The sequence below is a fragment of the Bacillus sp. JFL15 genome (assembly GCF_001184225.1).
Lineage (GTDB): Bacteria > Bacillota > Bacilli > Bacillales > Bacillaceae > Bacillus > Bacillus siamensis.
The window spans coordinates 2,769,104-2,792,825 of the sequence record NZ_KQ236689.1 but is presented as its reverse complement, the minus strand read 5'-3'; the positions used below and the strand labels follow the sequence as shown (position 1 = coordinate 2,792,825).

Annotated in this window: 29 protein-coding genes; 9 read left to right on the top strand and 20 right to left on the bottom strand. The window is 46.2% G+C overall.

The window, feature by feature from the left end; all coding sequences use genetic code 11:
* Positions 1–44 precede the first annotated feature (44 nt).
* From AD710_RS14065 to AD710_RS19885, 6 genes are all read right to left on the bottom strand, one after another.
* Positions 45–248: an XtrA/YqaO family protein gene (locus tag AD710_RS14065; RefSeq protein ID WP_045925401.1), complete on the bottom strand. Its 204-nt coding sequence runs from the start codon at positions 246–248 to the stop codon at positions 45–47.
* Complete coding sequence (locus AD710_RS14060; protein ID WP_049628312.1) at positions 238–579, bottom strand: hypothetical protein; 342 nt, start codon at positions 577–579, stop codon at positions 238–240. The genes AD710_RS14065 and AD710_RS14060 overlap by 11 nt, the downstream gene beginning before the upstream one ends.
* Positions 580–676: 97 nt before the next feature.
* Positions 677–844, bottom strand: coding sequence for a hypothetical protein (locus AD710_RS19890; RefSeq protein ID WP_095240868.1), 168 nt, complete (start codon positions 842–844; stop codon positions 677–679).
* Positions 844–1,644, bottom strand: a complete 801-nt coding sequence (locus AD710_RS14055) for an ATP-binding protein (protein WP_049628311.1) — start codon at positions 1,642–1,644, stop codon at positions 844–846. Before AD710_RS14055 ends, AD710_RS19890 begins: the two co-directional genes overlap by 1 nt.
* Positions 1,544–2,371 (bottom strand): hypothetical protein, encoded by an 828-nt coding sequence (locus AD710_RS14050; RefSeq protein WP_049628310.1) that lies wholly within the window; start codon positions 2,369–2,371, stop codon positions 1,544–1,546. The genes AD710_RS14055 and AD710_RS14050 overlap by 101 nt, the downstream gene beginning before the upstream one ends.
* Positions 2,361–2,537, bottom strand: a complete 177-nt coding sequence (locus tag AD710_RS19885; protein WP_016936461.1) for a hypothetical protein — start codon at positions 2,535–2,537, stop codon at positions 2,361–2,363. Before AD710_RS19885 ends, AD710_RS14050 begins: the two co-directional genes overlap by 11 nt.
* A gap of 190 nt (positions 2,538–2,727) precedes the next feature.
* Here AD710_RS19885 and xre point away from each other — a divergent pair, with 190 nt between their 5' ends.
* Positions 2,728–3,066 (top strand): HTH-type transcriptional regulator Xre, encoded by a 339-nt coding sequence (gene xre / locus AD710_RS14045; protein WP_016936462.1) that lies wholly within the window; start codon positions 2,728–2,730, stop codon positions 3,064–3,066.
* A 147-nt stretch (positions 3,067–3,213) separates the two neighbouring features.
* Entirely contained in the window at positions 3,214–3,804 is a 591-nt protein-coding gene (locus AD710_RS14040) for an ImmA/IrrE family metallo-endopeptidase (RefSeq protein WP_049628309.1), read from the top strand.
* 129 nt (positions 3,805–3,933) lie between these two features.
* Here the strand turns inward: AD710_RS14040 and AD710_RS14035 are convergent, their stop codons facing one another.
* Positions 3,934–4,539 carry a poly-gamma-glutamate hydrolase family protein gene (locus tag AD710_RS14035; RefSeq protein WP_049628308.1) on the bottom strand — a complete coding sequence of 202 codons (606 nt, stop codon included), beginning with the start codon at positions 4,537–4,539 and terminating at the stop codon, positions 3,934–3,936.
* A gap of 109 nt (positions 4,540–4,648) precedes the next feature.
* Between AD710_RS14035 and AD710_RS14030 the strand changes: the two genes are divergently transcribed.
* A complete protein-coding gene (locus AD710_RS14030; protein ID WP_049628307.1) occupies positions 4,649–5,026 on the top strand; it encodes a PH domain-containing protein in 378 nt (125 codons plus the stop codon).
* Between the two features lie 36 nt (positions 5,027–5,062).
* On the opposite strand, the gene AD710_RS14025 is transcribed toward AD710_RS14030, so the two are convergent.
* From AD710_RS14025 to AD710_RS14015, 3 genes are all read right to left on the bottom strand, one after another.
* On the bottom strand, positions 5,063–6,016 hold the full coding sequence (locus tag AD710_RS14025) for an N-acetylmuramoyl-L-alanine amidase (protein ID WP_049628306.1): 954 nt from the start codon (positions 6,014–6,016) through the stop codon (positions 5,063–5,065).
* A 141-nt stretch (positions 6,017–6,157) separates the two neighbouring features.
* The gene (locus tag AD710_RS19620; RefSeq protein ID WP_016936467.1) at positions 6,158–6,292 is read right to left on the bottom strand and encodes a PhrA family phosphatase inhibitor; all 135 of its coding nucleotides are present in this window, start codon (positions 6,290–6,292) and stop codon (positions 6,158–6,160) included.
* Positions 6,282–7,415, bottom strand: coding sequence for a Rap family tetratricopeptide repeat protein (locus AD710_RS14015; protein WP_095240872.1), 1,134 nt, complete (start codon positions 7,413–7,415; stop codon positions 6,282–6,284). Before AD710_RS14015 ends, AD710_RS19620 begins: the two co-directional genes overlap by 11 nt.
* A gap of 206 nt (positions 7,416–7,621) precedes the next feature.
* On the opposite strand from AD710_RS14015, the gene AD710_RS14010 reads away from it, so the two are divergent.
* Positions 7,622–8,089 (top strand): DinB family protein, encoded by a 468-nt coding sequence (locus AD710_RS14010; protein ID WP_016936470.1) that lies wholly within the window; start codon positions 7,622–7,624, stop codon positions 8,087–8,089.
* 145 nt (positions 8,090–8,234) lie between these two features.
* On the top strand, positions 8,235–8,999 hold the full coding sequence (locus tag AD710_RS14005) for a sulfite exporter TauE/SafE family protein (protein WP_047475431.1): 765 nt from the start codon (positions 8,235–8,237) through the stop codon (positions 8,997–8,999).
* Positions 9,000–9,064: 65 nt separating this feature from the next.
* On the opposite strand, the gene AD710_RS14000 is transcribed toward AD710_RS14005, so the two are convergent.
* From AD710_RS14000 to AD710_RS13980, 5 genes are all read right to left on the bottom strand, one after another.
* Positions 9,065–9,256 (bottom strand): hypothetical protein, encoded by a 192-nt coding sequence (locus AD710_RS14000; RefSeq protein ID WP_049628305.1) that lies wholly within the window; start codon positions 9,254–9,256, stop codon positions 9,065–9,067.
* Between the two features lie 471 nt (positions 9,257–9,727).
* Positions 9,728–10,726, bottom strand: coding sequence for a LacI family DNA-binding transcriptional regulator (locus AD710_RS13995; RefSeq protein WP_049628304.1), 999 nt, complete (start codon positions 10,724–10,726; stop codon positions 9,728–9,730).
* A 381-nt stretch (positions 10,727–11,107) separates the two neighbouring features.
* Positions 11,108–12,286 carry an NAD(P)/FAD-dependent oxidoreductase gene (locus AD710_RS13990; RefSeq protein ID WP_016936473.1) on the bottom strand — a complete coding sequence of 393 codons (1,179 nt, stop codon included), beginning with the start codon at positions 12,284–12,286 and terminating at the stop codon, positions 11,108–11,110.
* 39 nt (positions 12,287–12,325) lie between these two features.
* On the bottom strand, positions 12,326–12,742 hold the full coding sequence (locus AD710_RS13985) for a helical membrane plugin domain-containing protein (protein ID WP_016936474.1): 417 nt from the start codon (positions 12,740–12,742) through the stop codon (positions 12,326–12,328).
* 386 nt (positions 12,743–13,128) lie between these two features.
* A complete protein-coding gene (locus AD710_RS13980) occupies positions 13,129–13,626 on the bottom strand; it encodes a cupin domain-containing protein (protein WP_049628303.1) in 498 nt (165 codons plus the stop codon).
* Positions 13,627–13,755: 129 nt separating this feature from the next.
* On the opposite strand from AD710_RS13980, the gene AD710_RS13975 reads away from it, so the two are divergent.
* Genes AD710_RS13975 through AD710_RS13965 form a run of 3 tightly spaced genes read left to right on the top strand, consistent with a single transcriptional unit; the run spans position 13,756 to position 16,266 of the window.
* Positions 13,756–14,739 carry a DMT family transporter gene (locus AD710_RS13975; protein WP_049628302.1) on the top strand — a complete coding sequence of 328 codons (984 nt, stop codon included), beginning with the start codon at positions 13,756–13,758 and terminating at the stop codon, positions 14,737–14,739.
* Between the two features lie 26 nt (positions 14,740–14,765).
* Entirely contained in the window at positions 14,766–15,503 is a 738-nt protein-coding gene (locus AD710_RS13970; RefSeq protein ID WP_049628301.1) for an ABC transporter ATP-binding protein, read from the top strand.
* A 1-nt stretch (position 15,504) separates the two neighbouring features.
* Positions 15,505–16,266, top strand: coding sequence for an ABC transporter permease (locus tag AD710_RS13965; protein ID WP_049628300.1), 762 nt, complete (start codon positions 15,505–15,507; stop codon positions 16,264–16,266).
* Between the two features lie 23 nt (positions 16,267–16,289).
* Here the strand turns inward: AD710_RS13965 and AD710_RS13960 are convergent, their stop codons facing one another.
* A complete protein-coding gene (locus AD710_RS13960; RefSeq protein WP_049628299.1) occupies positions 16,290–17,108 on the bottom strand; it encodes a uroporphyrinogen-III synthase in 819 nt (272 codons plus the stop codon).
* 173 nt (positions 17,109–17,281) lie between these two features.
* Here AD710_RS13960 and AD710_RS13955 point away from each other — a divergent pair, with 173 nt between their 5' ends.
* Positions 17,282–17,467, top strand: coding sequence for a DUF8096 family protein (locus tag AD710_RS13955; RefSeq protein ID WP_003154919.1), 186 nt, complete (start codon positions 17,282–17,284; stop codon positions 17,465–17,467).
* 38 nt (positions 17,468–17,505) lie between these two features.
* Here the strand turns inward: AD710_RS13955 and AD710_RS13950 are convergent, their stop codons facing one another.
* The 4 genes from AD710_RS13950 to fdhF form a co-directional block, all read right to left on the bottom strand.
* Positions 17,506–18,690 (bottom strand): macrolide family glycosyltransferase, encoded by a 1,185-nt coding sequence (locus tag AD710_RS13950; protein WP_016936480.1) that lies wholly within the window; start codon positions 18,688–18,690, stop codon positions 17,506–17,508.
* Complete coding sequence (locus tag AD710_RS13945; protein ID WP_049628298.1) at positions 18,687–19,907, bottom strand: cytochrome P450; 1,221 nt, start codon at positions 19,905–19,907, stop codon at positions 18,687–18,689. Before AD710_RS13945 ends, AD710_RS13950 begins: the two co-directional genes overlap by 4 nt.
* Before the next feature lie 208 nt (positions 19,908–20,115).
* Complete coding sequence (locus tag AD710_RS13940; protein WP_016936482.1) at positions 20,116–20,658, bottom strand: helical membrane plugin domain-containing protein; 543 nt, start codon at positions 20,656–20,658, stop codon at positions 20,116–20,118.
* Positions 20,651–23,608 (bottom strand): formate dehydrogenase subunit alpha, encoded by a 2,958-nt coding sequence (gene fdhF / locus AD710_RS13935; RefSeq protein WP_047477953.1) that lies wholly within the window; start codon positions 23,606–23,608, stop codon positions 20,651–20,653. Before fdhF ends, AD710_RS13940 begins: the two co-directional genes overlap by 8 nt.
* Positions 23,609–23,722 lie beyond the last annotated feature (114 nt).

The following is a 23,722-nucleotide window of genomic DNA, read 5'->3' as shown; positions in this document are numbered from 1 at the left end:
AGTGTCCGCAGGCTTTCCGTCTTGGACGTATTCTGTTTTCTCGATTAATTCAATTTAAAGCCGATTTCATATTCGACACGGGCCAGGTCGCCTTTTCTCGTTTCGACAAGCGTTTTGCCGTGCTCCGGCGCCTCGGCGAGCCAGGCTTCATTCTTCAGCCCGTCTACAATAATCACCCGCACCTTGCCTTCTTCCAGCTGGCTTTTTAATGTTGTATGTTCAATGTCTGACAGTTTTTTAGGATTCATGTTTTACGCCCTCCGTCTTTTTCAGGATATTTACTTCATGTACGAGGCTTTCGAGCTCATTTATGAACGCTTCTTTTTCTTCAGCACTTTCTCCCCGGAGCAGGCGGAGAGCCGTTTCGGCCGCCTCAAAAAGTTCCGGGGCTTTCGCCATCATTGCCGCGTTGATCCGCTGTGAGTAAGAACTTAAGTTGAAAACGGCCGCGATAAGCCTTCCGTTTGAATAAGGAAATTTCTCTTTTTCCGCTTCGCTGTAAGCAGAATAAATGTAAATGGGTTTTTCTTCTCCGCTGTGTACGGCCCGCCACGGAGCGGGGCTGTTGTTTACTTGCAATGTTTATCCTCACTTTCCATCAGCCTCATGCCATGCTTCAATTTGCTTTTCGATCCGTTTCGCCCTGAACAGCAGGCAAAAAAGCCATTTGATATATTTATACACGTGCATCAAGCCTCGCTTTTGCGTCTTGAACCATTCGCTCAAGGCGTTTAATGACCGGCGTTAAATCAGTTCCTGTTTTGCAGTTCGGGCAAGGGTGAAAGACAGCGCCGAAACTTGTTTCCGTCACAACGACCCTCTTTGGCCCGCACAGTTTACACATTATCTCGCCCCCTCTAATCTGTGGTTGATTTCGTATGGGTTTCCATTAATGATGACTAAATAATCGCTGCACATCTCATACATTCTTGTGCCCAATGCTTCATCAACCTGCACCAGCTCGTCACACGCCAGCTCACTCGAGATAAGAAGCGGTTTATGATTTAAATAGCGGTAATTCACGACGGCGTACATTTGTTCAATCTGCCAATCGGTCGCCCGGGGTTTTCCGTTCAGCGGTTTGAACAGATCGTCAATAAAGAGCACATCCGCCCGTTTCATACGGGTCAGTTTTGTATCGAGCAGATCAAAATCATTTTTTAAATCTGTAAATCCCTCCACAAAAGGAAAATACAGCACCGGTGTCTGCTTCTGTCTCATGACATGATTGCTGAGAGCAGTCAGAAGGTGGGTTTTCCCCGATCCCGGACGCCCTAATAGAGCAATGCTGTTTTTCCGGCAGTTTTTAATCTTGTCGAAGTTGTCAGCAAATTCAAGGGCGCATTCATATGCGTCAACGATCGCCTGAGGCTTGCCCTGCGTAATAAATCCTTTGAAATCCAGCTTCCGAAAAGCGCCTGTAATCTCACTTGCGCTGAGGATGCGCTCTGCTTTTCGTTCCGCGGCGCAGCGGCACTTGACCCACACATCCATGCCCAGCTGTTTTTCGAGATAACCGCCCTGATCTTTACAGAGCGGACAGTCAAAGCGGCTTTCGTCTGATTCTTCCGGTCTGTCCGCCAGTAATGGACGTTTTCCGTTTTTCAGGTCGGCCAGTATCTGCTCGATCGTTCGTTTTGTCATGTATCGTATTCCTCTCTTTTTTTGTTGTGATTGTCCTTCCCGCAATTCGTGCATTCAAGCGGTCCTCCATAAACTTAGCGCAATAGCTGAAAGCCTTGATCGTTTCAGCTGAAGAGGTGCGCCGCTGTTCAAAAGCGGTAAAGCATTCGCCGAGCCATTTGATTGCTTCTTGTGCTGACGCACCGAGGGAAACAATACGGGCGATGGCCTGATAATCTCTTGGCGACGGGTAAACACTCCGCCCCTCCTGTGCAGACCTTAATCTGATAAAATGGGCGGCAATTTCGGTAATCGCTTCTTCAGCAGTATGATTTTTTGTTATATCTATTTCTCTCCGGACAATTTTGTCCCGGTGATCTGCCGATATTGTCCGGTCAGTTGCTTCCGGGCGGGTCAATGTCCCTTTTTGCATGAATCTTTTCGAGTGTTTTACGGAGATGATAAGTCCGTAAGGCGCGCGGACGGTTTTGATATACTCATGCTGTTCCAAGCTCTCGAGCCACCGCCTGACGGTTTTTTCACTGACTGCGAATACATCGGCCATTTCTCTTGCTTTTATTGGCTTATGTCCGAGGACGAGTCCCCACTTGACGCCGTCTTTTACGTGTTCCTTTGTCGTTGAACTGATGAACCATAAAAACAGCCATAAAGCGGAACCTATTTTGTCATAATGTTCAGAATTCAATAATCCGGAATAGATAAAAAACGGGTAGCTTTTACGATTCATAACGGACATCTCCGTTTTTCAAACTTATATAGTGTTCATACTGCAATCGGTTATCAAATCGGAACACCGGAAGTCCGCAAGCGGTAAAAGATATCGACCCGCCTGCTTTTCCTAAACTTCTTTGGTCAGCCGGATTGCTGCTGAAACGGATGATAATCGGATGCATCTCTCACCCTCCCGATCAATTTCTTATCATATTTTGATACATTTTGTATCCCTGTGATATTGATTATAAACGATACTTTTCGTATCATCAAGACCTTTTTGATACTTTTTTTATCATCGCTTTATTTTGATACATTTTGTATCTATAATGATAAGTAACTTAGGGTGTTGAAAAAAGAGAGGTCGTTCGGATGATAGGCGGAAGATTGAAAAGTCTCAGAGGAAAAAAAACGCAGGAAGAAGTCGCAAATCATATCGGTGTCTCGCGCGCCAGATATTCTCATTATGAAAACGGCCGATCTGAACCCGATTATGAAACGCTGCAAAAGCTTGCGGATTATTTCAAAGTGTCGACGGATTATTTGTTAACCGGAAAAGAACCTTCAGATGAAGACATGTTTGCCGATCCCGACCTGCAGATCGCATATCGGGACATGCAGGACTTTTCACCGGAAAGCAAACAGCAGGCCATTGAATTCATTAATTATTTAAAAGAAAAAGAGAAAAACCGCAGGCCGAAACATAAATAATTCGCTCTTTTCCTTAAAATGCTTAACGTTCAGCCGATATAATATCTGAATGTTTATTTTTGAAAGAAAAGGGAATTGATTCAAAGTCCGATCAGGGCTTTTCTTTCTCGCTTAAAAAAGAACATATGTTCGAAAGGGTGTATTCAATTGGGCGATTTTTTAACACATCTTGAGGAATACGTCAAAAACTTATATTGCCGCATGGGAATGACCGCCCCCCTCCATATTGATATGCAAACGATTGCCAAGGAGCTTGACATTTGGATTCATTTTGAAGATACGCACAGCATGATGCTGAAGCGGGACGGCATGTACAGCATCGTCCTGAACCAAAGAAAGTCACCTGAGGAGCAATGGGAGGATTTTGCACACGAACTGTGCCATGTGCTGAAGCATACCGGGAACCATTTCCACATGAACAAGCTGTTCAGAGAACTGCAGGAATTCCAGGCCAACCATTTTATGTACCACTTCTGTGTACCGACCTTTATGCTGTTAAATATGGAGCTTCCCCAGCGGAGGAGCCATGCCGTCATTTTAATCGCAGCCGCTTTCCGGGTGACGGCGTCATTTGCGGAAAAAAGGCTTGAGCTGTTTGAACGGCGTAAAGCAGGTATTCAATTTCAGAAGCGGCTCACTTGTCTGCTATCCGACAAACGGCCGAATGTGTATTACGAAGGCAGGCAGACACACTTGCATGCCGCTGAAGAAAAATCGCCGTATTTTATTGAAAACTAGCGATTTTCTGCCGGCTGAAAACGCAGCCGGCAGAATGTCATCATTTTGACCCATCGGAGGATATGAAGCTGTTCTCACCGTGCTGCCAGCCAAGCACTTCTTGCTCCCCACAGACCCAGTGAACCCTGTTCATTTATCATAAAAACCGAGTTTGACGGCATCTACATACCGAAAAAACAGATCCGTTGGCGTATACTCTTCTCCCCGGCAGCCAAAATTGCTGAACAGCGCATTTCTCTGTGCCGTGCTTACTTCCAATTGCAGCCCCATTTTCCTTTTTGTCCGATTCACAATATTCCCGGGGTTTACACCTGCCAGCCGGTCGTTCATGTCCGTCAGCTCGGCGCTAAAACCCGCTTCACGCAGCAGATCACAAATCAGTCTGGCTTTTTCCAGATCCGCGCCCCCGACGAGTGTATTTGCCGTTTCCCGATCATGGTACCCATGAAATGCCAATGCATAATGATGGGCGGTCACTTTTTCTAAAGCCAGCGGTTCATCAAAGCGTGTGCTTGTCAAGTGGAGGGAGCGATTGCCGCATTGCTTTGTGCCTTCAAATAAGTAAATTGAGCTTTGGTCAGAAAATGCCCGCACCAGTTCACTGACACCGGGCTCAATTCTGCCGCCGTGGGGAGCGAGGACGATATGTTCACTTCCCTCATTTTCTTCATAGATAATTCTGTATTCCGATTCAGCAGCGGAAAGAGCTGCGAAGCTGTCATATCGATCTTTCATGTTTAACATGCTCTCCTTTTTCAGTCAGCACCAGTTTACTCTACTCATCTAGGAATGAAAACCTTTTTATAGTATGATTTGAAAGAATACGTATCAGGGGGGATATGTCATGGGGTTTATCAATGGATTGCTGGGTAATGCGTCGACAATATCGACGGCTGAAGCAAAAGAAGAACTGACCCGTATTCTGCTGGAAGGTGAGAATGTCAACGCTGCGTTTAAACTCGTCCGCGATATCATTGTCTTTACGGATAAGCGTCTTATTCTTGTTGATAAACAGGGACTTACGGGTAAGAAAACAGAGATTCAATCCATTCCGTACAAAAGTATTTCCAGATTCAGCGTAGAAACCGCCGGCCGCTTTGACTTAGATTCAGAGCTGAAAATTTGGATTTCCGGCGCGGAAATTCCCGCTGTCTCAAAGCAGTTTAAAAAAGATGAAAGCATTTATGATATTCAAAAGGCTCTTGCCGCAGTTTGTATGTAAGAAAAACGGAAGCCCGGAAAGCTTCCGTTTTATTGTTTACAGCCTTTCCTCGATTTTTGCCTTCGTTTTCGGGCCGTAAATTCCGTCTGCCGTTAATCCGCTGACGGATTGAAAACGTTTTACGGCATTTGCCGTTTTCGGACCGTAAACGCCGTCAACCCCGTGATGTTTTGCGCCTTTATCAGGATAAAAATAAAGGGCGGATAAAGCGTTTTGCACTTGTTTCACGTTTGTCCCTTTCGTCAGCGGGTTTGTCACTTTAATCACTCCGGACGGGAGCGGATAGGAAGACGCAGCCTGACTTTTTGAGGAAGATCCCGTCTGAGACAGCTTGATCACCTGCCCGACTGTAATGTGATTCGGGTCGGTGATATGGTTTAAGCTTTGCAGCGATTTTACACTGACACCGTGTGATGCGGCAATCTCCGACAAGGTGTCGCCTTTTTTTACATGATATTCAGATACCGACGGAGAAACGGCAGCCTTTTTTGCAGGCGTACTGCCGTTTAATTTCTTTTCGATTTTCGCCTTCACTTCATCCCAGCGGCCTTCAGACAAAATGCGGTGCGGGCAGTACTTTCCGTTCCAGTCCTGGTGCTTTCTGATTCTGTCAATCCCCCATCCCCGCTCCTTCAGAAGCTGAGCGGCAAACTCAATCGCCAGTTCTTCTGCGGCTCTGTACCGTTCGCCGCCTGACTTGCTGTAACAGATTTCTATAGCAATCGACTTCCGGTTTCCGGTGCCGTTTGTGCCGTCTCCCGAATGCCAGGCATTCCGGTCCAGCGGAATGCCCTGAATCACTTCTTTGTCATCGACTGCAAAATGATAGCTCGTTGATTCGCTGTTCCCCGTCATATAGCTGATTTCATTGGCGGCGGATGCGTCGTTTGCCGTGTTATGGATGGTAATATACTCCGGTGTCATTGGATTCGGACATTTTAACGCATATTTATCAGCCGATACGAGCCGTTTTTTCACTTCAATCTCCACTCTTCATCTCTCCTTATGCCTTTTTCATAAAGAGGTGGCATTCGTAGGACAGACGCCTTGAGTATATAGACCCCGCAATCGGATAAAAGTGGAATGTTTGTGCTTAGGCAAAAAAAGACCCTTCCTAAGAAGGGTCTTTACTTATGTTTGGTTGCGCGCGGCAATATGAAATGTGCCGTCCGCTTGGTTTTCCAAATGGCTTTCATGGCCGATTCCCTGTGTAAAGCTGAACCCGACAGCAACAAGCAGCAATCCTGACAACAGTTTAGATTTCATATAGACAATCTCCTCTCTGGATTTGTTTTTGGGCGTGCACCATTTTTTCATAAAACGTGAGCGCTTTTTCAGGCTGTCCGTGCTCCATGTAAAATTTAGCTGCGTCATGCGCCAATTCTTCAACATACGGATACAGCATGTGTTCCTCCAGAAACTCAAAGGTGTGCCTGACGCATGCGTTATCCATCTTACCGTATAACGCATGTAAAAATTGAAACAGCTTGACAAACAATTCATCATTGTATTCGCGGGCGATACTAAGCCCGAGGCGGTATTGCTTCTCTGCTTCGGCAGTGGTGTTCTGTTTATAAAGGACCTGTGTTAATGAGTAAATAGAATGCGGAAGATTATCGAACTTTTCTGACTTGCAAATGGAAACAGATGTCTCAAAATATTCGGCTGCTTTAGAGAGGTCTCCCATTTTTTCATAGCAGTTTCCGAGATTATATAAGGCTGAACTAATAAGACGGGGATTGCCTTCTTGTTTCGCAAGATCTAAAGCAAGTTCTAAGTGGGGCAATGCTCTTTCTGGATACTGCATGTCATCATAATTCCCTGCAATAACGAATTCACATTGGATTCTGCGGACGTTGTACGTCTCATACGATTGGTACGTTTCAAGGGCTTGTACGGCATAACTCATGGAGACGTAGGTTTGTTTCAGGTTGTAAAATATCTCGGCCATTTTAAAAGCAAACTCAGCTTTCTCGATATCATCAGAAACGAGTGCAAGGTTTTTTTCAGCCCGTTTGTAATACATCATGGCGTTTAGGAACATCTTCTGTTTAAATTCATACATTCCTCGAAAAAAATTAAAATAGTAATCAAGCAGTCCTGTCAGCTTATACTGGCTGCCTTCAATGTCTTCCAATAATTCTGAAAACTCAGGCTGAGAAGGGTCCTCCTTTAAGGGCTTAATGTAATCCAGCATGACGCGGTGTCTGAATTCCATTAATGAATAATACAGCAGCAGATCCTGATCTTCTTCCATATCCTCGATCTCTCTCTCTACTTCACGTTTGACGCGCTCCGCCTCAAGAACGTGAAACTGCCGGATATGGGTATACCATTCATTAATTTTGAGCCCGACAAAAGAGGACGGAATAGTCTGCTTCATCCTCAATTAATCCCCCCTTTTGGAATGACCGAGATATGTCATATTTTATCATATTTGCTAGAAAAAGAAGAACGCAAAAAGACCGCAATTGTCGAATTTCGGAAATCCGCAACGATTTATCTTCATCAAGAGCTTATTGCTTGTTTCTTCCGTGCCGTTGATATAGCATATCCTTGCATCATTTTAATTCTTGATCAAATGGGGGTTTTCACATGACAGCACAAAATCAATTGGTCAGCCACTTTCTGTCACATCGAAACGTGACGATTGAGCTGGCGGAAAAAATCAGCCGCGAACATTACGATTACAAGCCGGCAGAGACATCAATGTCCGCTCAGGAACTTGTAAAACACATCGTTTATTCTTTTCTCATGTTTGCAAACGTCATTAAAGACGGAGACGGATCAGCCATCCAGAACAAGCCGAAAGAAGAAGCGGAAACAGACCTCGTCAAACTGGCGGAAGCATGTACTGAAAAAACGACAGACATCCTGTCACAGCTGACTGAAGAGCAGCTGAACCGCGAAATTGACCTGACTGCCTCTTTCGGCAGAAAAATTACCGGCTCCGCTCTCCTTCAGCTTGCGATGGAACATGAAATTCATCATAAAGGCAATCTTTTCGTGTATGTAAGAGAAATGGGCCACACGGAACTTCCGTTTTACCAGCAAAAATCATAATCCGGCCATCCGCCGGTCTGCGAAATAACAGCAGGCTGGCGGATTTTTTTGTTCTGTATAAAATTTTCCGAAAATTTAATTGATAATCGCCCCTTAATCATATATAATCTGATAAAAATAGTAGGATTATTCAGGGGGCACACAGATGACTGTAAGCATTGTGTTTATGGGGTTCATTGTCGGAACGCTGGTCGGATTGACGGGTGTGGGAGGAGCGGCGCTTTTGACTCCTTTACTGATCGTTTTGGGAATCAACCCGTCAATTGCCGTCGGCACGGACCTTTTATATAACTCCATCACCAAACTGTTCGGTGTCGTTTCTCATTGGAAGCAGCGCACCGTTCATTTTAAACTTGTCGGCTACTTGGCGCTCGGAAGTATTCCCAGCGCAACAGCCGCCATCGGCATTCTTCACCTGTTTCCCGCTTTTCACCAGCATCAGGAGCAGATTATCAAACAGGCGCTCGGCTACGTGCTGACTCTTGTCGCCATTTCCATTATCGCCCGCCTTTTTTTCGATAAAAAACTGCGGCCGAACCGCTGGCAGCAAAAAACGCTTGAAGAAAAACGGACACTTATGATACTGATCGGCGTCATTTTCGGTTTCATCGTCGGCTTGACATCTATCGGGTCCGGCTCATTATTCGCGATCGCCATGCTGTACCTGTTCAGAATGAAAACTGCAGAAGTGGTGGGAACAGATATCGCACATGCCTTTCTGCTCGTAACGGCCGCAGGTCTGTTAAACGCAAGCTTCGGCAGCGTCGATTATCTGCTCGTATTGAATCTTCTGCTCGGCTCCGTACCGGGTGTGCTCCTCGGCAGCTTCTTTTCGCCGAAATTCTCTCCGCGCCCGCTGCAGTTTGTAATGGCGGCGATCATTTTGATCAGCGGAATAAAATTAATATAAAAAAAGCGTCCTTTATAGGAACGCTTTTTTATTTAGGAAATCCCCCCAATGAGGCACCTCTATTATTACCTTACACTTATTAAAATATAAACAGCAAACGCGACAATGTATACCAGAAATGATCCGGTCATAAATTTTACGGGTTTTCTTGAGAAGTTTAATACTCCTCTTAATCCGTCATTCAAAATCATTCCGAAAAATGTCACCAGTGTAACTCCTAAAGCGAGCATTGAAATCACAAAAATAACCTGATCCATGTCAAATCACCCTCCATTTACATTCTAGTTTTTCAAATATGCCGATTAGTCTGGGAAAAAGATAAGACGATTGCGACCTGACATTTTCATTACCAGAAATGAAACGTTACGAGGTTCATTGCAGCAGAAAAAATGTCGCTATTAAAAACCATTCCGTTTTGATTGCTCTTTACAGCGTCATTCCAAATTATAACTTAATCAAGTATGCAGTAACACTTTTCTTCTGACTGCATTTTCGCACTTCCCATTCTCACAATTCATTCCAAAACAAAAAAGCAACCCTTTCACGGATCGCCTGTTCCCTTATAACGTCACACGGGACTGATAAAGCCCGCAAGAAATTGCCTTCACCGAGCTGAAGGAATTTTTCAGGATATTGAATGTATCTGCCACAAGCTTTCTGCCTCCTGCTGCATTTATACACACGTTAACATTTTTTGTACAAAAAACCCGGATATTCAGACGGGCAGTTTATGTGAGTTTTTTGATTGAATCTCTTATCATCACCTCAGTGTTTTCATATATTTTTCTCGCCGCCGTATTCGGATCAGCGATAAGCGCCAGAATCTTCTCTGCGCCGAGGATACTGATTTTTTCAACCGGGCGTTTTACGGTCGAAAGCCTCGGCGTCATGTATTGTGAAATGCCGATGTCATCAAACCCAATGACGGATATGTCTTCGGGAACGTTCAGACCTTTGGCGAAAATGGCGTTCATCGCTCCGATCGCCATATCATCATTTGAACAAAAAACAGCGGTAGGCGGTGATTGAAGCGCCAAGAGTTTTTCCATCGCCTGACTGCCGCTCTCCATATCGTAGCGGCCTTTTACACTGTATTCTTGCTTAATCGGAATAGAATGATCAATTAAAGATGACAAATAGCCTTCTTTCCGCTGAGAAGTTGACCTGAATCCTTCTTTTCCCTCAATGATCGCGATATCTCTGTGTCCGTTTGCGATCAGGCAGTCGACCGCCTGTCTGGAGCCTTCTTTATCGTTTGACAGGATATTCGTGATGCTCCGGTCATCAATGTCCCGGTTCAGCACGACGAGCGGGATGTTTTTCTCACGGATATGATAAATAAAGGAATTATCACTGTCGCTTTGGCTCATTAAGATGATTCCGTCATATCTCATGGGCGTAATGGTTTCAAAGCTTTTCAGGTCGTCAATCGCGCGGACGAACAAATTGTAATCCTCGCTGATTGTGCGGTTTACTCCTTTGATGGTATCGGAAAAAAAGCTGTGTGAAGTTCCGTTTGTGATGCTTGTAAAAAACAGTCCGATCGTATGGGACTTTTGCATGGCAAGGCTTTTTGCATTTACATTCGGTGTGTAATTCAGCTGTGAAGCGAGCTCTAATATCTTCTGTTTTGTATGCTCTTTAATGTAGGGGCTGCCGTTCAGTGCCCGGGATACCGTTGTATGGGATACGTTGGCGAGTTTTGCGATATCTTTTATGGTTACCATCGGTTTTCCTTTCTCCCTGTATACTGTCATTTATTTCTATTGTACCATTAACGGACAGTCCATAAAATCACTAAAGTTGAGGTTTTGCATGATGTAAGTCCTGAACGGACCCGGCATGCTGCCTGTCTATCAGCTTATCCATCATACCGATAATCAGCATGGCGCACAGCAAAAGGAGCCTATAATCCCGATTAACGTGTCTTTCGTCTGAGATGTATTCGGGATATAGCCGGTATTGATCAGCCTGATGCCTGAAAGAAACCCTGATGACGGATGACGGAAGACAGAAATTCAGCGCATCAGCCGTGGTGCTGACTGTTCACGTTAACATTCAGACATAAAAAAACACTGCCGAGAAAGTCGGCAGTGTCATTTGAAGGATTAGTAAGCCAGGCTGAATAATCCTTTGATATGTGTTAAATAACGTACGTTACTTGCTTCTTTCATTAAAGATGCCGGAAGACCTTTCAGCGGAGTAGAGTTCGCTCCGATGATGGCAACCGCGTCTTTACGTCCGAGACTTGCAAGCGTACCAGAGTTTACAGGCTTGAATGTTTCAAGCGTTTTTCCTTCTAAGTAAGCGAACAGGTTGTAACCGACAAGTTCACCCATCTGCCATGCGATTTGCGCTGTAGGCGGGTATGGACGGCCGTCCGGCGCAAAGTATACTGCGCTGTCTCCGACAACAAATACATCTTCGTGAGAAGTAGATTGTAAGAAATCATTAACAGTCGCGCGGCCGCGGTTCACTTCAAGACCTGATTCGCCGACTAACGGGTTGCCTTGTACGCCGCCTGTCCATACAAATGTGTTGGCAACGACTTTTGAACCGTCTTTCAGATCAATGACGTTTCCTTCCACGTTTGTAACAGGAAGACCTGTTAAGAACTCAACGCCGCGTTTTTCAAGGCTTTTTGTCGCGCGTTCGATAAGATCATCAGGAAGAACAGGAAGAATTTTCGGACCTGCTTCAACTAGTTTCAGTTTGATTTCTTTATGGTCTACGCCGTATTTTTTCGTAAGGTTCGGCATGATGTCAGCAAGCTCACCGACAAGCTCAACGCCTGTTAAGCCGCCGCCGCCGATAAGAATCGTTGCATCAGCTTCGTTTTTCGTTTTAGAGTATTCACGCACACGGTCTTCCACGTGTTTGTATACTTTGTTGGCATCCGCAGCAGATTTGAGCACCATGCTGTTTTCTTCGAGTCCAGGAATGCCGAAATAAGCCGTAACTGAACCAAGTCCGACAACAAGCGCGTCATAAGTCAGCTTAGAACCGTCAGAAAGGGCGACTTCTTTTTTATCAACTGAGAAAGAATTGACTTCTGCGATTTTAATGTCAACGTCTTTTCCTTTAAGAAGTTTTTCAAGCGGCATAGCAACAGCCTGTTCAGACACGTTGCCGGCTGCAAGGCGGTGCAGTTCCGTAATAATTTGGTGAGTCGGGTATTTGTTCACAACGGTTACGCGTGCTTCATCTTTACTGTAATGTTTGCGAACGGTTAAAGCAGAAAGAACTCCGCCGTAACCAGCGCCTAAAATGACAATATGTTTTGACATCGTATATCCTCCGTCCTTTATATCAATTTGAATCTGAGATTATTTTTGTTTTTCGTTCATGATTTCAAGATAGCTGTTAGCAAAACGGAACAGCTTTTGCGCTTGAGGATCTTTCAGCATGCGCAGCAGGCCGAAAAGTCCGATCGTGTCATTGCTTGCATCCGCGCGGTCTTTTGCTTCGATCGCAGTAGCCGCAATGTCTTTCGCTGTTTCTTTCACAGGCTCAAGAATTTCTGTAAGCGCACCCACTGTATCGCTCTTCAATACTTCGTCTGTCGCTACAGACTGTGCAAAATCATAAGACTTCGTTAAAATATTTACTAACTCAGTCAGTTTTGGTAGCTGATCCACTAAAACAGTCAGTGATTCTTGAACTTCAGGTTTTAGCAGCTGATCAATAAGATCGCGTTGGCCTTGGCTGACAGATGCATTTGTTTGATCGATTGTTTCTGGCATATCCGATTCTCCTTTACTATAAGCAGTGTGCTGATTTTTTTGGAAAGGGTAGCCTTTCCCCTCTCATGCAGAAAAGCATGAAAAAGCAAGATTGTGAATCCGTGCACAATCAGTTACAAAAATAAATGTTTACTACCCAGTTTTTCACTTTGCCATATTCAGTATTATTTTTATATCAACAAAAACAATTGAATAAGTCAAAATTTCTTTTTCCTCTCTGAAAATAGCAAACATAAAAAACCCCAATTTGAATTACTCTTATATAATAACACTTTTTGAACAAAATTTGAACGTGAATTGTTTCGTTTATGAAATTATTTATATGGCGGGGGTGTAATAACGTTTCTTTTAGGCTATTTTTTTACAGACCATCCGCTTTTCCCCTGTCATTTCTCCCACAATTTTATAAGCGGGCCCGTTTTTCCCGTAAAGGGATCATATTCCGGGAGCGGGACACGGCTGATTTCTTCTGAAGTTCTATCATTTTTCTCCGTTTTTGTATCGTACTGCCGGCCGCCCGGATAAGCCCCGATCACGGTGAAATCAGAACTGGCCGACAGTTTTTTATGTCCGGTGCCGGCCGGAATGACCGCTGCGTCTCCAGTTTGAAGAACGGCGTCTGCGCCTTGTTCCCCGCCGAACCTCAAAACCGCGTTTCCTTTTACCGCGACGAGAACTTCGTGGGTGGTGCTGTGAAAATGGTGATACGGAAATACTCCGCCCCTCCAGCTGTTCGACCAATCGTGCCGGCGGAGGACGGATTCCGCTTTCTGTACCGTTTCTTCATTAAATACCGCTTTATAAATGACAAGCGGGAGATTCGGATTATTCGGAATGCGGCCGTCATCTTCAAAATAAAGAACTTCAATATCCTCTTTCTGCATTGTGTTCACCTCCGTATATGTCTGTTTCCCATTCATCAGTTGTTAAAACGCTATTTTCACATATTCCATTGCGAAGCCTGCCGGTGAATAGTATAGTATAAAAAAATATGTGTCAAAATGAGGGATTTCATGAAAGCCATCATATTCGGAATATTGGCATCTCTGTTTTTTGCAGTCACATTTATTTTAAACAGGGCGATGGAGCTTTCCGGCGGAAACTGGATGTGGAGCTCTTCCCTGCGTTTTCTTTTTATGGTTCCGTTTTTATTTCTGATCGTTTATGCGAAAGGAAAATGGGTGCCGCTCTGGCATGAAATCCGGAAAAAACCGTTTTTTTGGCTGAAGTGGAGCTTTACCGGCTTCGTGCTTTTTTATGCCCCGATTACCTTTGCGGCGGCATATGGGCCGGGCTGGCTGATCGCCGGCACGTGGCAGGTTACAATTGTCGCGGGTGTGCTCCTGTCGCCGTTTTTCTATGAAACAAAAGATTCACCGGCGGGCCCGGTTCCCGTCAGACAAAAGATCCCGCTGATTTCGCTGGTTACTTCCGTCATCATCCTGATCGGAGCAGGCCTGATTCAGCTTCAGCATGCGGGCTCTCTGTCCGGGCGCACGATACTATTCAGTGTTGTGCCGGTCGTCATCGCCGCATTTGCCTATCCGCTCGGCAATCGAAAAATGCTGGAGCAATACGGCGGTAAACTCGACACGTTTCAGCGCGTGCTCGGCATGACGCTCGCAAGCCTTCCGTTTTGGCTTCTGATCGCCGCTTTCGGCTGGCAAAGAGACGGGCTTCCGTCAATGGGGCAGACATTTCAATCTTTTATCGTCGCGCTCAGCTCGGGTGTTATCGCGACAGTGTTATTTTTCCGCGCCACCGATATGGTGAGGAATGAGCCGCAGAAGCTCGCTGCTGTTGAAGCGACGCAATCCGGAGAGGTTCTGTTTGTGCTGATCGGCGAGATCGTCTTTTTATCCGCAGCGTTTCCGTCACTTCTTTCGTTTGCCGGACTGTTCATTATTATTGCGGGAATGGTCATGCATACATTCGCTTCACGGCAGACAGACCCGAAAACGGCGGAACAAACGGCAGCCGATCTCACCGGTTCCTGATTTTTTTACGAAAGGTGTCATCCTGTATGAAAGAAGAAATTCCGGCAATATCTTTTCTGTCGGCCGGCAAACGTTTCAAACAAAACAATACGTCCTTTGATGTCCTAAACCAGGTAACCGGACATATCCCAAAAGGCTCTATTACGGCGGTGATAGGGCCGTCCGGCGCGGGGAAAAGCACGCTGCTGTCACTGTGCAACCTGATGAATACACCTGATGAAGGCGAAGTGCTTGTATTCGGAAAAGAAATAAGGCGCTGGGACATCAGAGAGCTCAGGAAAACCGCGGGCCTTGCATTCCAGTCAGCTCCCGTCATCGACGGCACGGTGCGGGACAACCTTCTGCTCGCAGAAAAACTTCACGGGACACAGCACTATACGCCTGAAGAGCTCGCAGACTTCACTGATCTTCCGCACGGGCTTCTGGATCAGAATGCAAAAGAATTATCCGGCGGACAGCGGCAGAAGCTCTCGTTGGCGAGAACCCTCGCCAGCCTGCCGTCCATCCTGCTTCTCGATGAAATTACATCGGCCCTGGACCCCACATCTGTTCTCATCATCGAAAAGCTGATTACAAAGCTCCATCGGCAAAAACAGCTGACGATCCTGTGGATCACTCATAATCTTGAACAAGCGGAACGGATATCCGATACGGTGTGGTTTATGGCCGAGGGCAGGCTTTTAGAGATCGCGGAAACGAAAACGTTCTTTAAAGAACCGAAACACGAAAAGGCCCGGGCGCTTTTACAAGGGAGCGGATGCTGATATGGATTATCTTTCTCTGTTATTTACAAGTGTATTTGTCATTATCGCTTTATTCCTGTCTAAATCTTTTAAAGCCGGCGTAGAAAAAGATATGATCATCGCAACCGTCAGAGCCGTCATTCAGCTTCTCATCATCGGCTATGTGCTGTCGCTGATTTTCCACGGTGATCACCCGGTGTTTATCCTACTCATGGTGCTTCTTATGCTCACGGCCGCTTCGCATAATGTCGCCAAACGGAAAAAAATGCGGATCGGTTCATTTTGGCGCGTTTTTCTGACACTGGCTATTGTGGAAATCGTGACACAGGGAATTTTACTGGCTCTTCATATCATTCCGTTCACTTCAAGATATGTCATTCCGATAAGCGGCATGGTCATCGGAAACTCCATGGTGCTTTCAAGCCTGTTTTTAAACCGGCTCAGTTCGGAAGCGGATCTGCGGAAGGAAGAAATTCAGCTGATTCTCTCTCTCGGCGGAACGCCTAAGCAGGCAGTCCGCCATATATTGACGTCCAGTATGAAACTCAGTATGATACCGACACTGGAAAGCCAGAAAACATTAGGTCTTGTTCAGCTTCCCGGCATGATGACGGGACAGATTTTAGCGGGGGCTGATCCGATACAGGCGGTGCGCTTTCAGCTGTTGATCGTTTTTACAACGATGGCCTCCGCTCTTCTTACATGTATCATACTCAGCGCCTTAACGTATCCATCCCTTTTCACGGAACACTGGCAATTAAAAAAATTCAGCAGGGAAGCTTAGGCTTTTCCCTGCTGAATGATTGTTTATGACAAGGTCAGAGATTCATAGTAACGGGATAATTCAATAATCATCGCTCCCATCCGCTCAATGTCCGGAGCAAGGACCCTCTCCACCCCTTCATCCTTGATCGCTTCTGCCGTCACTTTGCCGACTGCGGCGGCAAGAACATGGTTTTCGAAAGCTTGCTGCAGTTCTTTTGCGGACCCTTTTTCTTTTGCATAATCAAAGAGAGAACGCACTTGAATGGCTGTCGTAAAACATACGGCGTCAACCTCGCCGTTTAACAGCTCTCCCAGCAGTTTATCAACCGTCTCCCTTTCAGGCGGAATATGCTGATAAGGCAGAACGGGGAATACCTCTGCTCCGTTTTTCTCGAAGAATTCCGTTAAAACGGGCGCTTTTTCGCCATGAAGCTGTATCATGACTTTTTTGTCTTTAAAGTCAAACCGTTCCAAGGAGCGGATCAGCCCTCTTGTTGTACCGTCTCCGTCAGAGGCTTGCGGCGTGATGCCGAGCTTTTTTAAGGCCGCATATGTTTTATAGCCTCTGCAGCCGATTTTCGCTTCGTGTACGGCCGCTAGAAATTCTTCTTTCAGACCTATTTTTTCTGATACGGACAATAACGTTTCCGTCCCGATGCCTGTGGTAAATATCACCCAGTCGGCTTTTTGCTCAGCAAATGTTCTTACGTCAGGTTCTATCTGATCCTCCGCCAAGTATACTGTTCCTTGGAGGGAACGGGTGACTGCCGTTCCGCCCTGCTTTTCTATTAATCTTGTGATCTCTTCTGTTTTCCGCGAACCGCCGATGGCAATCCGTTTACCTTTCAATCCTTTTCCCATCGCTGTTTTTTCTTCCCTTCAGATGCCGGGCGCCCCATGGCAGGCCGTCATTTATTTCTATTATTGTTACGCAATCAGCCGGGAAAATCAAGATATGCTCCGTTGAATCCCCCGTGCAGTTGCTGTATCATTAACCGGGCAGAATGATTTGATTCGCGGAGGGACTTTCAATCATGGAAACAAAAAAAGAGTTCGAAACAAAAGGTTACGATACTTCGGTCATTTATGAGTTCAATGAATATCCTGATGTTCACAGCGGCCGATGTGATAATTGCGACTATACGCTGTTTAAAAGCTCAGTGAAGGGCGGAAAATTTTTGCGGGAATGCCGGAGATGCGGCATGAAGAAAAATATATAACAAAACAGGCAGCCGTCCGGCGCTGCCTGTTTTTTCAATCAATTTTCGACGGACGCCTCTTTCAGAAATTCTTCAATGGCACAAACAGCCTGTTTGGCGCCGCCGGTTTCTTCTATTTTCTGCTGCATGCTTTTCACACGGCTGAGGATGTTTTTATCACCGTAAACTTTCTGAACATCTTTTTGGAGACGCGCCGCAGTGACTTCCTTCGGCGGCAGATGCACGCCGAGCCCCAATTCATCCACGCGCTTTGCAGTGACCTCTTGTTCGTGCATTTGCGGAACGACAACGAGCGGAACACCCGCATTCATCGCCTCCATTGTACTGTTCATCCCGCCGTGAGATACGAACAGCTTTGCTTTCTCCAGTACATCAAGCTGCGGAACGTGCTGGCGGATAATAAAGTGATCGGGCACATCCGAAAAACTGTCCGGATCAATTGTTGTGCCGACTGACATAATAACCCGCCAGTCTGAGTCCCGAAACGCATCGATACACATTTGGTAAAATTCAGGCCAAGCGTTAAACGCAGTTCCAAGAGAGATGAGCATAAGCGGACGGTCATCAGCCGCATCAATTTCCAAACTTCCCGTATTTGTGCGTTTCCCAAGGGACGGACCGGCAAAACAAAACCGTTCATCAAAGGTTTCCTGTTTCGGCTGAAAGGCTCTTGGCATAAAGACGATATTCAGTTTTTCAGGCATGAAAAACTCTTCCATCGTCATCCGTTTCAGTTGTTCATTTTCAATTTTCTCCTGATATTCTTCTATCGCCTGTTTGGCGGCTTCCATCGTTTCTTCGTCTCTTCCTAATTGAAAATACTCATTCATTGCATAGCTTGGGCAGAACTTTACGGCCGGGATGCCGCCATTATCCGCAAACAACTTTCCGGCAAGCGCTAAAAAATCAAACAGGACGATGTCGGGAAGGTCGTCTTTGTACAGCTCTTCCAGCTGCGGAAGCACTTCAACCGCTTCTTCCAGAAACATCACAAACGCGTCATTTTTATTTACCCGTTCTTTTATCGTCTTCGGATCCGCCTTAATGCTTGTGCGGTATAAAAGAGGAACGGCACCCGTTTTGGCAACGGAAGCCTCGAATTCCTCAGTCGTAGCGAATGTCACTCTGTGCCCGCGATTGACAAGCTCTTCGGCTACGGGCAGCGTGGGATTGACATGGCCGTGAGCGCCCACATTAATAATGGCGATGTGTGTTTGTCTCATCTTTGTTTCTCTCCCTTATTTTCGTTTATCTCCGCTTCTAAAGACTCCAGCCCGTACATGACACTGTTTCGGATCGGCTCAATCCGGACGGGCTCCAGGTGTGGAAAGGACTTTACAATTCCTTTCAGCGCAACTTCCGCTTCAAGTCTGGCAAGCGGGGCTCCTAAGCAGAAGTGTATACCGAACCCGAAGGAGAGGTGCGGATTTGACCGGCGATGAATATCAAATACGTCAGCCTGCTCAAATTTGTTTTCATCACGGTTGGCAGATGCAATATAGCAAAGAACGATATCCCCGGTTTTCAGACGGCGGCCGCACAATTCAGTATCATGCCGGACCGTCCTTCTGACAAATGGAGCGGGAGCGCGAAAACGCAGTGTTTCCTCCACCGTTTGCGCGATGAGAGAAGGGTCCTGTCTCAGTTCTTTATAAAGGCCGGGCGTCTCTAATATACTGTAAACCGCATTTGAAATGAGATTAGTCGTTGTTTCATTTCCCGCTACTAAAAGCAAATTGCAAAACGGAATCAGGTCTTCTGCCGATAGCTTCTCCCCCTCTTCTTCCTCTTTGATCAAAATAGAAATAATGTCTTGGCCGGGCTGTTTTCGTTTGCTTTCTATGATTTCCGCAAAAAACGCCGCCAGCTCCGCCTCACATTGGTCACGCTCCTGCTGATTTTTCTCCGCCGCTTCAGGACTCGCATCTTTCGGCATGCTGACGAGAATGTCCGACCATTTTTTAAACTGCTCCATGTATTCGGACGGGACGCCTAATAATTCTGAAATCACCGTGACCGGCAAAGGATAGGAAAGATCTTTCACGATATCAATCCGCCCTTTGTTCTTTGCCTGTTTCAGCAGATTCTCTGTAATATCTTCAATTCTCGGCTCCCATTCCTTCAGTACGCGCGGAGTGAAAGCGCGATTGACGGCCGATCTGATTTGGGTATGCTTCGGCGGGTCCATATTCAGCATGGACTTTGCAATCGAGCTTTTCACGTCTGGCATAAGGCTTGAGAAAGTCTCTTTATCACTGATGACCCTTTTGACATCATCATATAAAAACACACTCCATACCTTAGTTTCTTCATCAAATTGAATGGGGCTTTCCCGTCTCATTTTTTCGTACCAAGGAAAAGGATTGTATACGTCCAGACCGTTTTTTCCTTTCATCAGGGTTCTTTGGATGGCTTGTCTCGGGCTCCTCAGCTTACTCATGTTTTATCACTCCTGATTGTTTCATATTTGAACAGTTGACCTACTTTGAATTTTATCCTAGCACATATTTTCAATTTTTTTCTATTCATAACCTTAACTATTAACATAACACAACAAAAGTCATGAATCCCGAGGTGAAATTTTTCCCAAGAAAGCAGCATGAACGCACAAAAAACCCGAGCCGTATGAGAGGCTCGGGGGGTGATGTTCACTCATTCGTCTGCGGTTCCTGATGGTGCTTTTGGTCTTCAGGAGGCCGCGTATTTCTCTCCATATCGCTTGTATCAGCACCCATGCCTTTCAGGAAAGAAAACAGCAGCGTGACGGCCTTGTTGATTTCCGGGTCTTTTAAAGCGCGGACGATATCAAAATAACCCGTCTTTTTGCTGCTGTCTTTCTCCTCAACAGCCTTTGTGACGCCCGCGTTGATTTTGACGATAAACGGCTCAAGCTGTTTTACATCAAGCATGCCGAGGACGCCGGTTAACAGCAGGAGATTTTTCAGCATATTGGCCGTTTCCGGCGTATTCGCCTTCTTCACGAGGATGTCCATCACTTTGTCGCCCTGGCCGAAAAGTCCGCGCAGAAGCGCCAAAACGCCGCGCTCATTCATGTGCTGAAGAATGTGCAAAGACTCCAAAATCGCGTCTTTATTTTGCAGAAGAGCCGTCTCAATCTCTTCTAAATCCTTTCTTCGTTTGTCTTCTTCCGTGACGGTCTGTTTTCGGATAGTGCGGGTTGCTTTAGCCATTTTGCTGTTTCCCCCTTTTTACCGCGTCTCCCGGAAATACATAATCTTTTCGCGCCCATTTCCGCTCAACCTGGACACCGATCTGCGGCTGCGGGTTTCCGTAACGGAAATTGATTTTCGGAAGCGGATTAATGCCTTCTTTTTTCAAAATCTCCATCTTCGCTGAGGTTTCTTTATAGGCTGGTGTATCCGTATCCTTATCCGCATAGCTGCTTGTTAAAAGGTTAATGGCGGCATCTTTTGAATCGTTCATCGGCAGATAAACTTGTTTGCCTTTTACCCGGTCTGTAATGACGCATTTGACTTTCACATTTCCGTACGGTGATGTCAGGCGGACAAGCGTCCCGTCTTCAAGCCCTCTTTCTTCAGCGAGTTCGGGTGAGACCTCCAGAAACACACTCGGTGTTTTTTCGGAAATTCCTTTTGACCGGTAAGTCAGGTTTCCTTCGTGAAAATGCTCAAGCAGCCGCCCGTTATTCACATGGAGATCATACTCTTCATCAAATTCTTTCGGCTCGGTCCACTGAACGGGATAAAGAACCGCTTTGCCGTCTGAAAACGGGAACTTCTCCGTAAATAAAAGCGGTGAATCGGTTCCATCCGCTGCAACGGGCCATTGCAGTGAATTGTAGCCTTCGAGACGTTCGTAAGTGACGCCTGCGTAGAGCGGTGAAAGCATCGCCGCTTCTTCCATAATGTCTGCCGGATGTTCATAGCGCCAATCAGCGCCCAGCCGGTTGGCGATGTCCGTAATAATCTGCCAGTCAGGCTTTGAATCGCCCAGCGGTTCAAACACTTGGTAAAGGCGCTGCACCCTCCGTTCCGTATTCGTAAACGTGCCTTCTTTTTCAAGGCTCGGGCTTGCCGGGAGCACCACATCGGCGAACTCGGCCGTCCGCGAGAGAAAAATATCCTGCACAACGAAGAAATCAAGCTTTTCAAAGGCGGCATGAACATGGTTAATGTTGGAGTCGACAAGCCCCATTTCTTCTCCTTTTAAGTACATGGACTTCAGTTTTCCCGAGTGGATGCCTTCGATCATTTCATGATTTGTCATTCCGATTTCTTTCGGCAGGTCTGCTCCCCAGCCCTGTTCATACTTTTTGCGGGCTTTTTCATCCGTTACTTTTTCATAACCGGGGAAGCTGTCAGGCATGCTGCCAAAATCACTGGCACCTTGCACGTTATTATGGCCCCGAAGCGGATATGAGCCTGCCCCGGGCTTGCCGTAATTTCCGGTCACAAGCAGCAGGTTGGAAATGGCCGTGCTCGTATCACTTCCTCCGATATGCTGGGTAACCCCCATTGCCCACAGCGCGCACACACTGCCGGCTTCATGAATCATCCGCGCTACCTTGATTAAGGTCTCCTTGTCCACACCGGTATGTTTTTCAGCATATTCCATCGTGTAAGGTTCAAGGCTTTTCACGAATTCATCTAATCCGTTCACTCTTTCATTCAGAAATGCAGTATCCGCCAAATCGTGATCAAGCAGATACTTCGATACGGCGTTCAGCCAGACAATATCCGATCCGGCACGCGGCTGGAAAAACACGTCGGAGCGCTCGGCCATTTCATGTTTTCGCAAGTCCGCCACGACGAGCTTCTGTCCGTGCAGCTTATGGGAACGTTTAATACGTGTAGACAGAACGGGGTGAGACTCAGACGTATTTGAGCCGATAATCAGTACGAGCTCAGCTTTTTCTATATCTGTAATCGATCCTGAATCGCCACCGTAGCCGACCGTTCTGAACAAACCGGCCGTAGCTGGAGACTGACAGTAGCGTGAGCAGTTGTCGACATTATTTGTACCGATCACGGCTCTGGCAAGCTTCTGCATCACGTATGATTCTTCATTCGTGCATTTGGAAGATGTGATAAAAGCAAGCGCGTCCGGGCCGAAATGTTCTTTTATATCGGTAAATTTATCGGCGATCAGCTGCAGCGCTTCATCCCATTCCGCCTCCCGAAACGAATCCCCTTCCCGTATAAGCGGTTTGGTAAGGCGCTTTTCACTATTGACGAAATCCCAGCCGAATTTCCCTTTTACACACGTCGAAATTCCGTTTGCGGGTGCCTCGGCCTGAGGTTCTACCTTTAAAATGTCTCTTCCTTTCGTCCATATATCAAAACTGCAGCCGACACCGCAGTATGTGCATACGGTTTTCGTCTTTTTGATTCTTTCATCACGCATGGCCGATTCCATGTCTGATATGGCTAAAATCGAGCCGTAGCCGGTTTCGACGCCTTTTGTGATGTCAATCATCGGCCGAAGCGTCTCTTCATTGATGCCTGTTAAATAACCCGCTTCGCCTTCCATGCCTTTTTCCATCATGGCATTGCACGGACATACGGTTGAACAATGTCCGCAGGAAACACATGATGATTCATTAATCGGCACATCCTGATCCCAAATGACCCGCGGGCGTTTGCGCTCCCAATCGATACTTAACGTCTCAGTTACCTGTACGTCCTGACAGGCTTCGACGCAGCGTCCGCATAAGATGCACTGATCGGGATCATACCGGTAAAACGGATTTGATTCATCTTTAGGATACGGTTTTTGATCGAACGGAATGCTTTGGTGATTGATTTTCATTTCCTTTACGGTATTATGTACTTCGCAGCTCCCATTGTTGTAATCACAAACCGTGCAGTATAATTCATGGTTGTGCAGAATGTTGTCCATGCCGATAATCTGCGCTTTTTTCACATCGGACGAAAGCGTATCAATGACATCTCCGTCCTTTATTTGCGCGGAACACGAACGGACGAGTTCCCCGTTAACACTGACGATACAAGTATCGCACGTTTCAATCGGACCGAGACTCGGATGATAGCACACGTGCGGCACGTCAATTGAACTATTGTTCAAAAGCTGCAAAACGGTTTGTCCGTCTGCGGCTTCCATTTCAACGCCATTGATTGTAACCTTCTTTGTATCAGCCATTTTCTTTTCCCCTTTCTGTTCCCCTCTATACATCCTTTATGATTCCCAGCCCACCTTTCACTAAAACATCCCGTTTAACTGAGGAAACATACGGGTATGAGCGGTAAAAAGGAG

Excerpts from the sequence above, each read along its gene's own strand:
- AD710_RS14065 (WP_045925401.1), bottom strand. The coding sequence starts at position 248 with ATGAATCCTAAAAAACTGTCAGACATTGAACATACAACATTAAAAAGC.
- AD710_RS19890 (WP_095240868.1), bottom strand. The coding sequence starts at position 844 with ATGTGTAAACTGTGCGGGCCAAAGAGGGTCGTTGTGACGGAAACAAGT.
- AD710_RS14055 (WP_049628311.1), bottom strand. The coding sequence starts at position 1,644 with ATGACAAAACGAACGATCGAGCAGATACTGGCCGACCTGAAAAACGGA.
- AD710_RS14050 (WP_049628310.1), bottom strand. The coding sequence starts at position 2,371 with ATGAATCGTAAAAGCTACCCGTTTTTTATCTATTCCGGATTATTGAAT.
- AD710_RS19885 (WP_016936461.1), bottom strand. The coding sequence starts at position 2,537 with ATGCATCCGATTATCATCCGTTTCAGCAGCAATCCGGCTGACCAAAGA.
- xre (WP_016936462.1), top strand. The coding sequence starts at position 2,728 with ATGATAGGCGGAAGATTGAAAAGTCTCAGAGGAAAAAAAACGCAGGAA.
- AD710_RS14035 (WP_049628308.1), bottom strand. The coding sequence starts at position 4,539 with ATGAAAGATCGATATGACAGCTTCGCAGCTCTTTCCGCTGCTGAATCG.
- AD710_RS14030 (WP_049628307.1), top strand. The coding sequence starts at position 4,649 with ATGGGGTTTATCAATGGATTGCTGGGTAATGCGTCGACAATATCGACG.
- AD710_RS19620 (WP_016936467.1), bottom strand. The coding sequence starts at position 6,292 with ATGAAATCTAAACTGTTGTCAGGATTGCTGCTTGTTGCTGTCGGGTTC.
- AD710_RS14010 (WP_016936470.1), top strand. The coding sequence starts at position 7,622 with ATGACAGCACAAAATCAATTGGTCAGCCACTTTCTGTCACATCGAAAC.
- AD710_RS14005 (WP_047475431.1), top strand. The coding sequence starts at position 8,235 with ATGACTGTAAGCATTGTGTTTATGGGGTTCATTGTCGGAACGCTGGTC.
- AD710_RS14000 (WP_049628305.1), bottom strand. The coding sequence starts at position 9,256 with ATGGATCAGGTTATTTTTGTGATTTCAATGCTCGCTTTAGGAGTTACA.
- AD710_RS13995 (WP_049628304.1), bottom strand. The coding sequence starts at position 10,726 with ATGGTAACCATAAAAGATATCGCAAAACTCGCCAACGTATCCCATACA.
- AD710_RS13990 (WP_016936473.1), bottom strand. The coding sequence starts at position 12,286 with ATGTCAAAACATATTGTCATTTTAGGCGCTGGTTACGGCGGAGTTCTT.
- AD710_RS13985 (WP_016936474.1), bottom strand. The coding sequence starts at position 12,742 with ATGCCAGAAACAATCGATCAAACAAATGCATCTGTCAGCCAAGGCCAA.
- AD710_RS13980 (WP_049628303.1), bottom strand. The coding sequence starts at position 13,626 with ATGCAGAAAGAGGATATTGAAGTTCTTTATTTTGAAGATGACGGCCGC.
- AD710_RS13975 (WP_049628302.1), top strand. The coding sequence starts at position 13,756 with ATGAAAGCCATCATATTCGGAATATTGGCATCTCTGTTTTTTGCAGTC.
- AD710_RS13970 (WP_049628301.1), top strand. The coding sequence starts at position 14,766 with ATGAAAGAAGAAATTCCGGCAATATCTTTTCTGTCGGCCGGCAAACGT.
- AD710_RS13965 (WP_049628300.1), top strand. The coding sequence starts at position 15,505 with ATGGATTATCTTTCTCTGTTATTTACAAGTGTATTTGTCATTATCGCT.
- AD710_RS13960 (WP_049628299.1), bottom strand. The coding sequence starts at position 17,108 with ATGGGAAAAGGATTGAAAGGTAAACGGATTGCCATCGGCGGTTCGCGG.
- AD710_RS13955 (WP_003154919.1), top strand. The coding sequence starts at position 17,282 with ATGGAAACAAAAAAAGAGTTCGAAACAAAAGGTTACGATACTTCGGTC.
- AD710_RS13950 (WP_016936480.1), bottom strand. The coding sequence starts at position 18,690 with ATGAGACAAACACACATCGCCATTATTAATGTGGGCGCTCACGGCCAT.
- AD710_RS13945 (WP_049628298.1), bottom strand. The coding sequence starts at position 19,907 with ATGAGTAAGCTGAGGAGCCCGAGACAAGCCATCCAAAGAACCCTGATG.
- AD710_RS13940 (WP_016936482.1), bottom strand. The coding sequence starts at position 20,658 with ATGGCTAAAGCAACCCGCACTATCCGAAAACAGACCGTCACGGAAGAA.
- fdhF (WP_047477953.1), bottom strand. The coding sequence starts at position 23,608 with ATGGCTGATACAAAGAAGGTTACAATCAATGGCGTTGAAATGGAAGCC.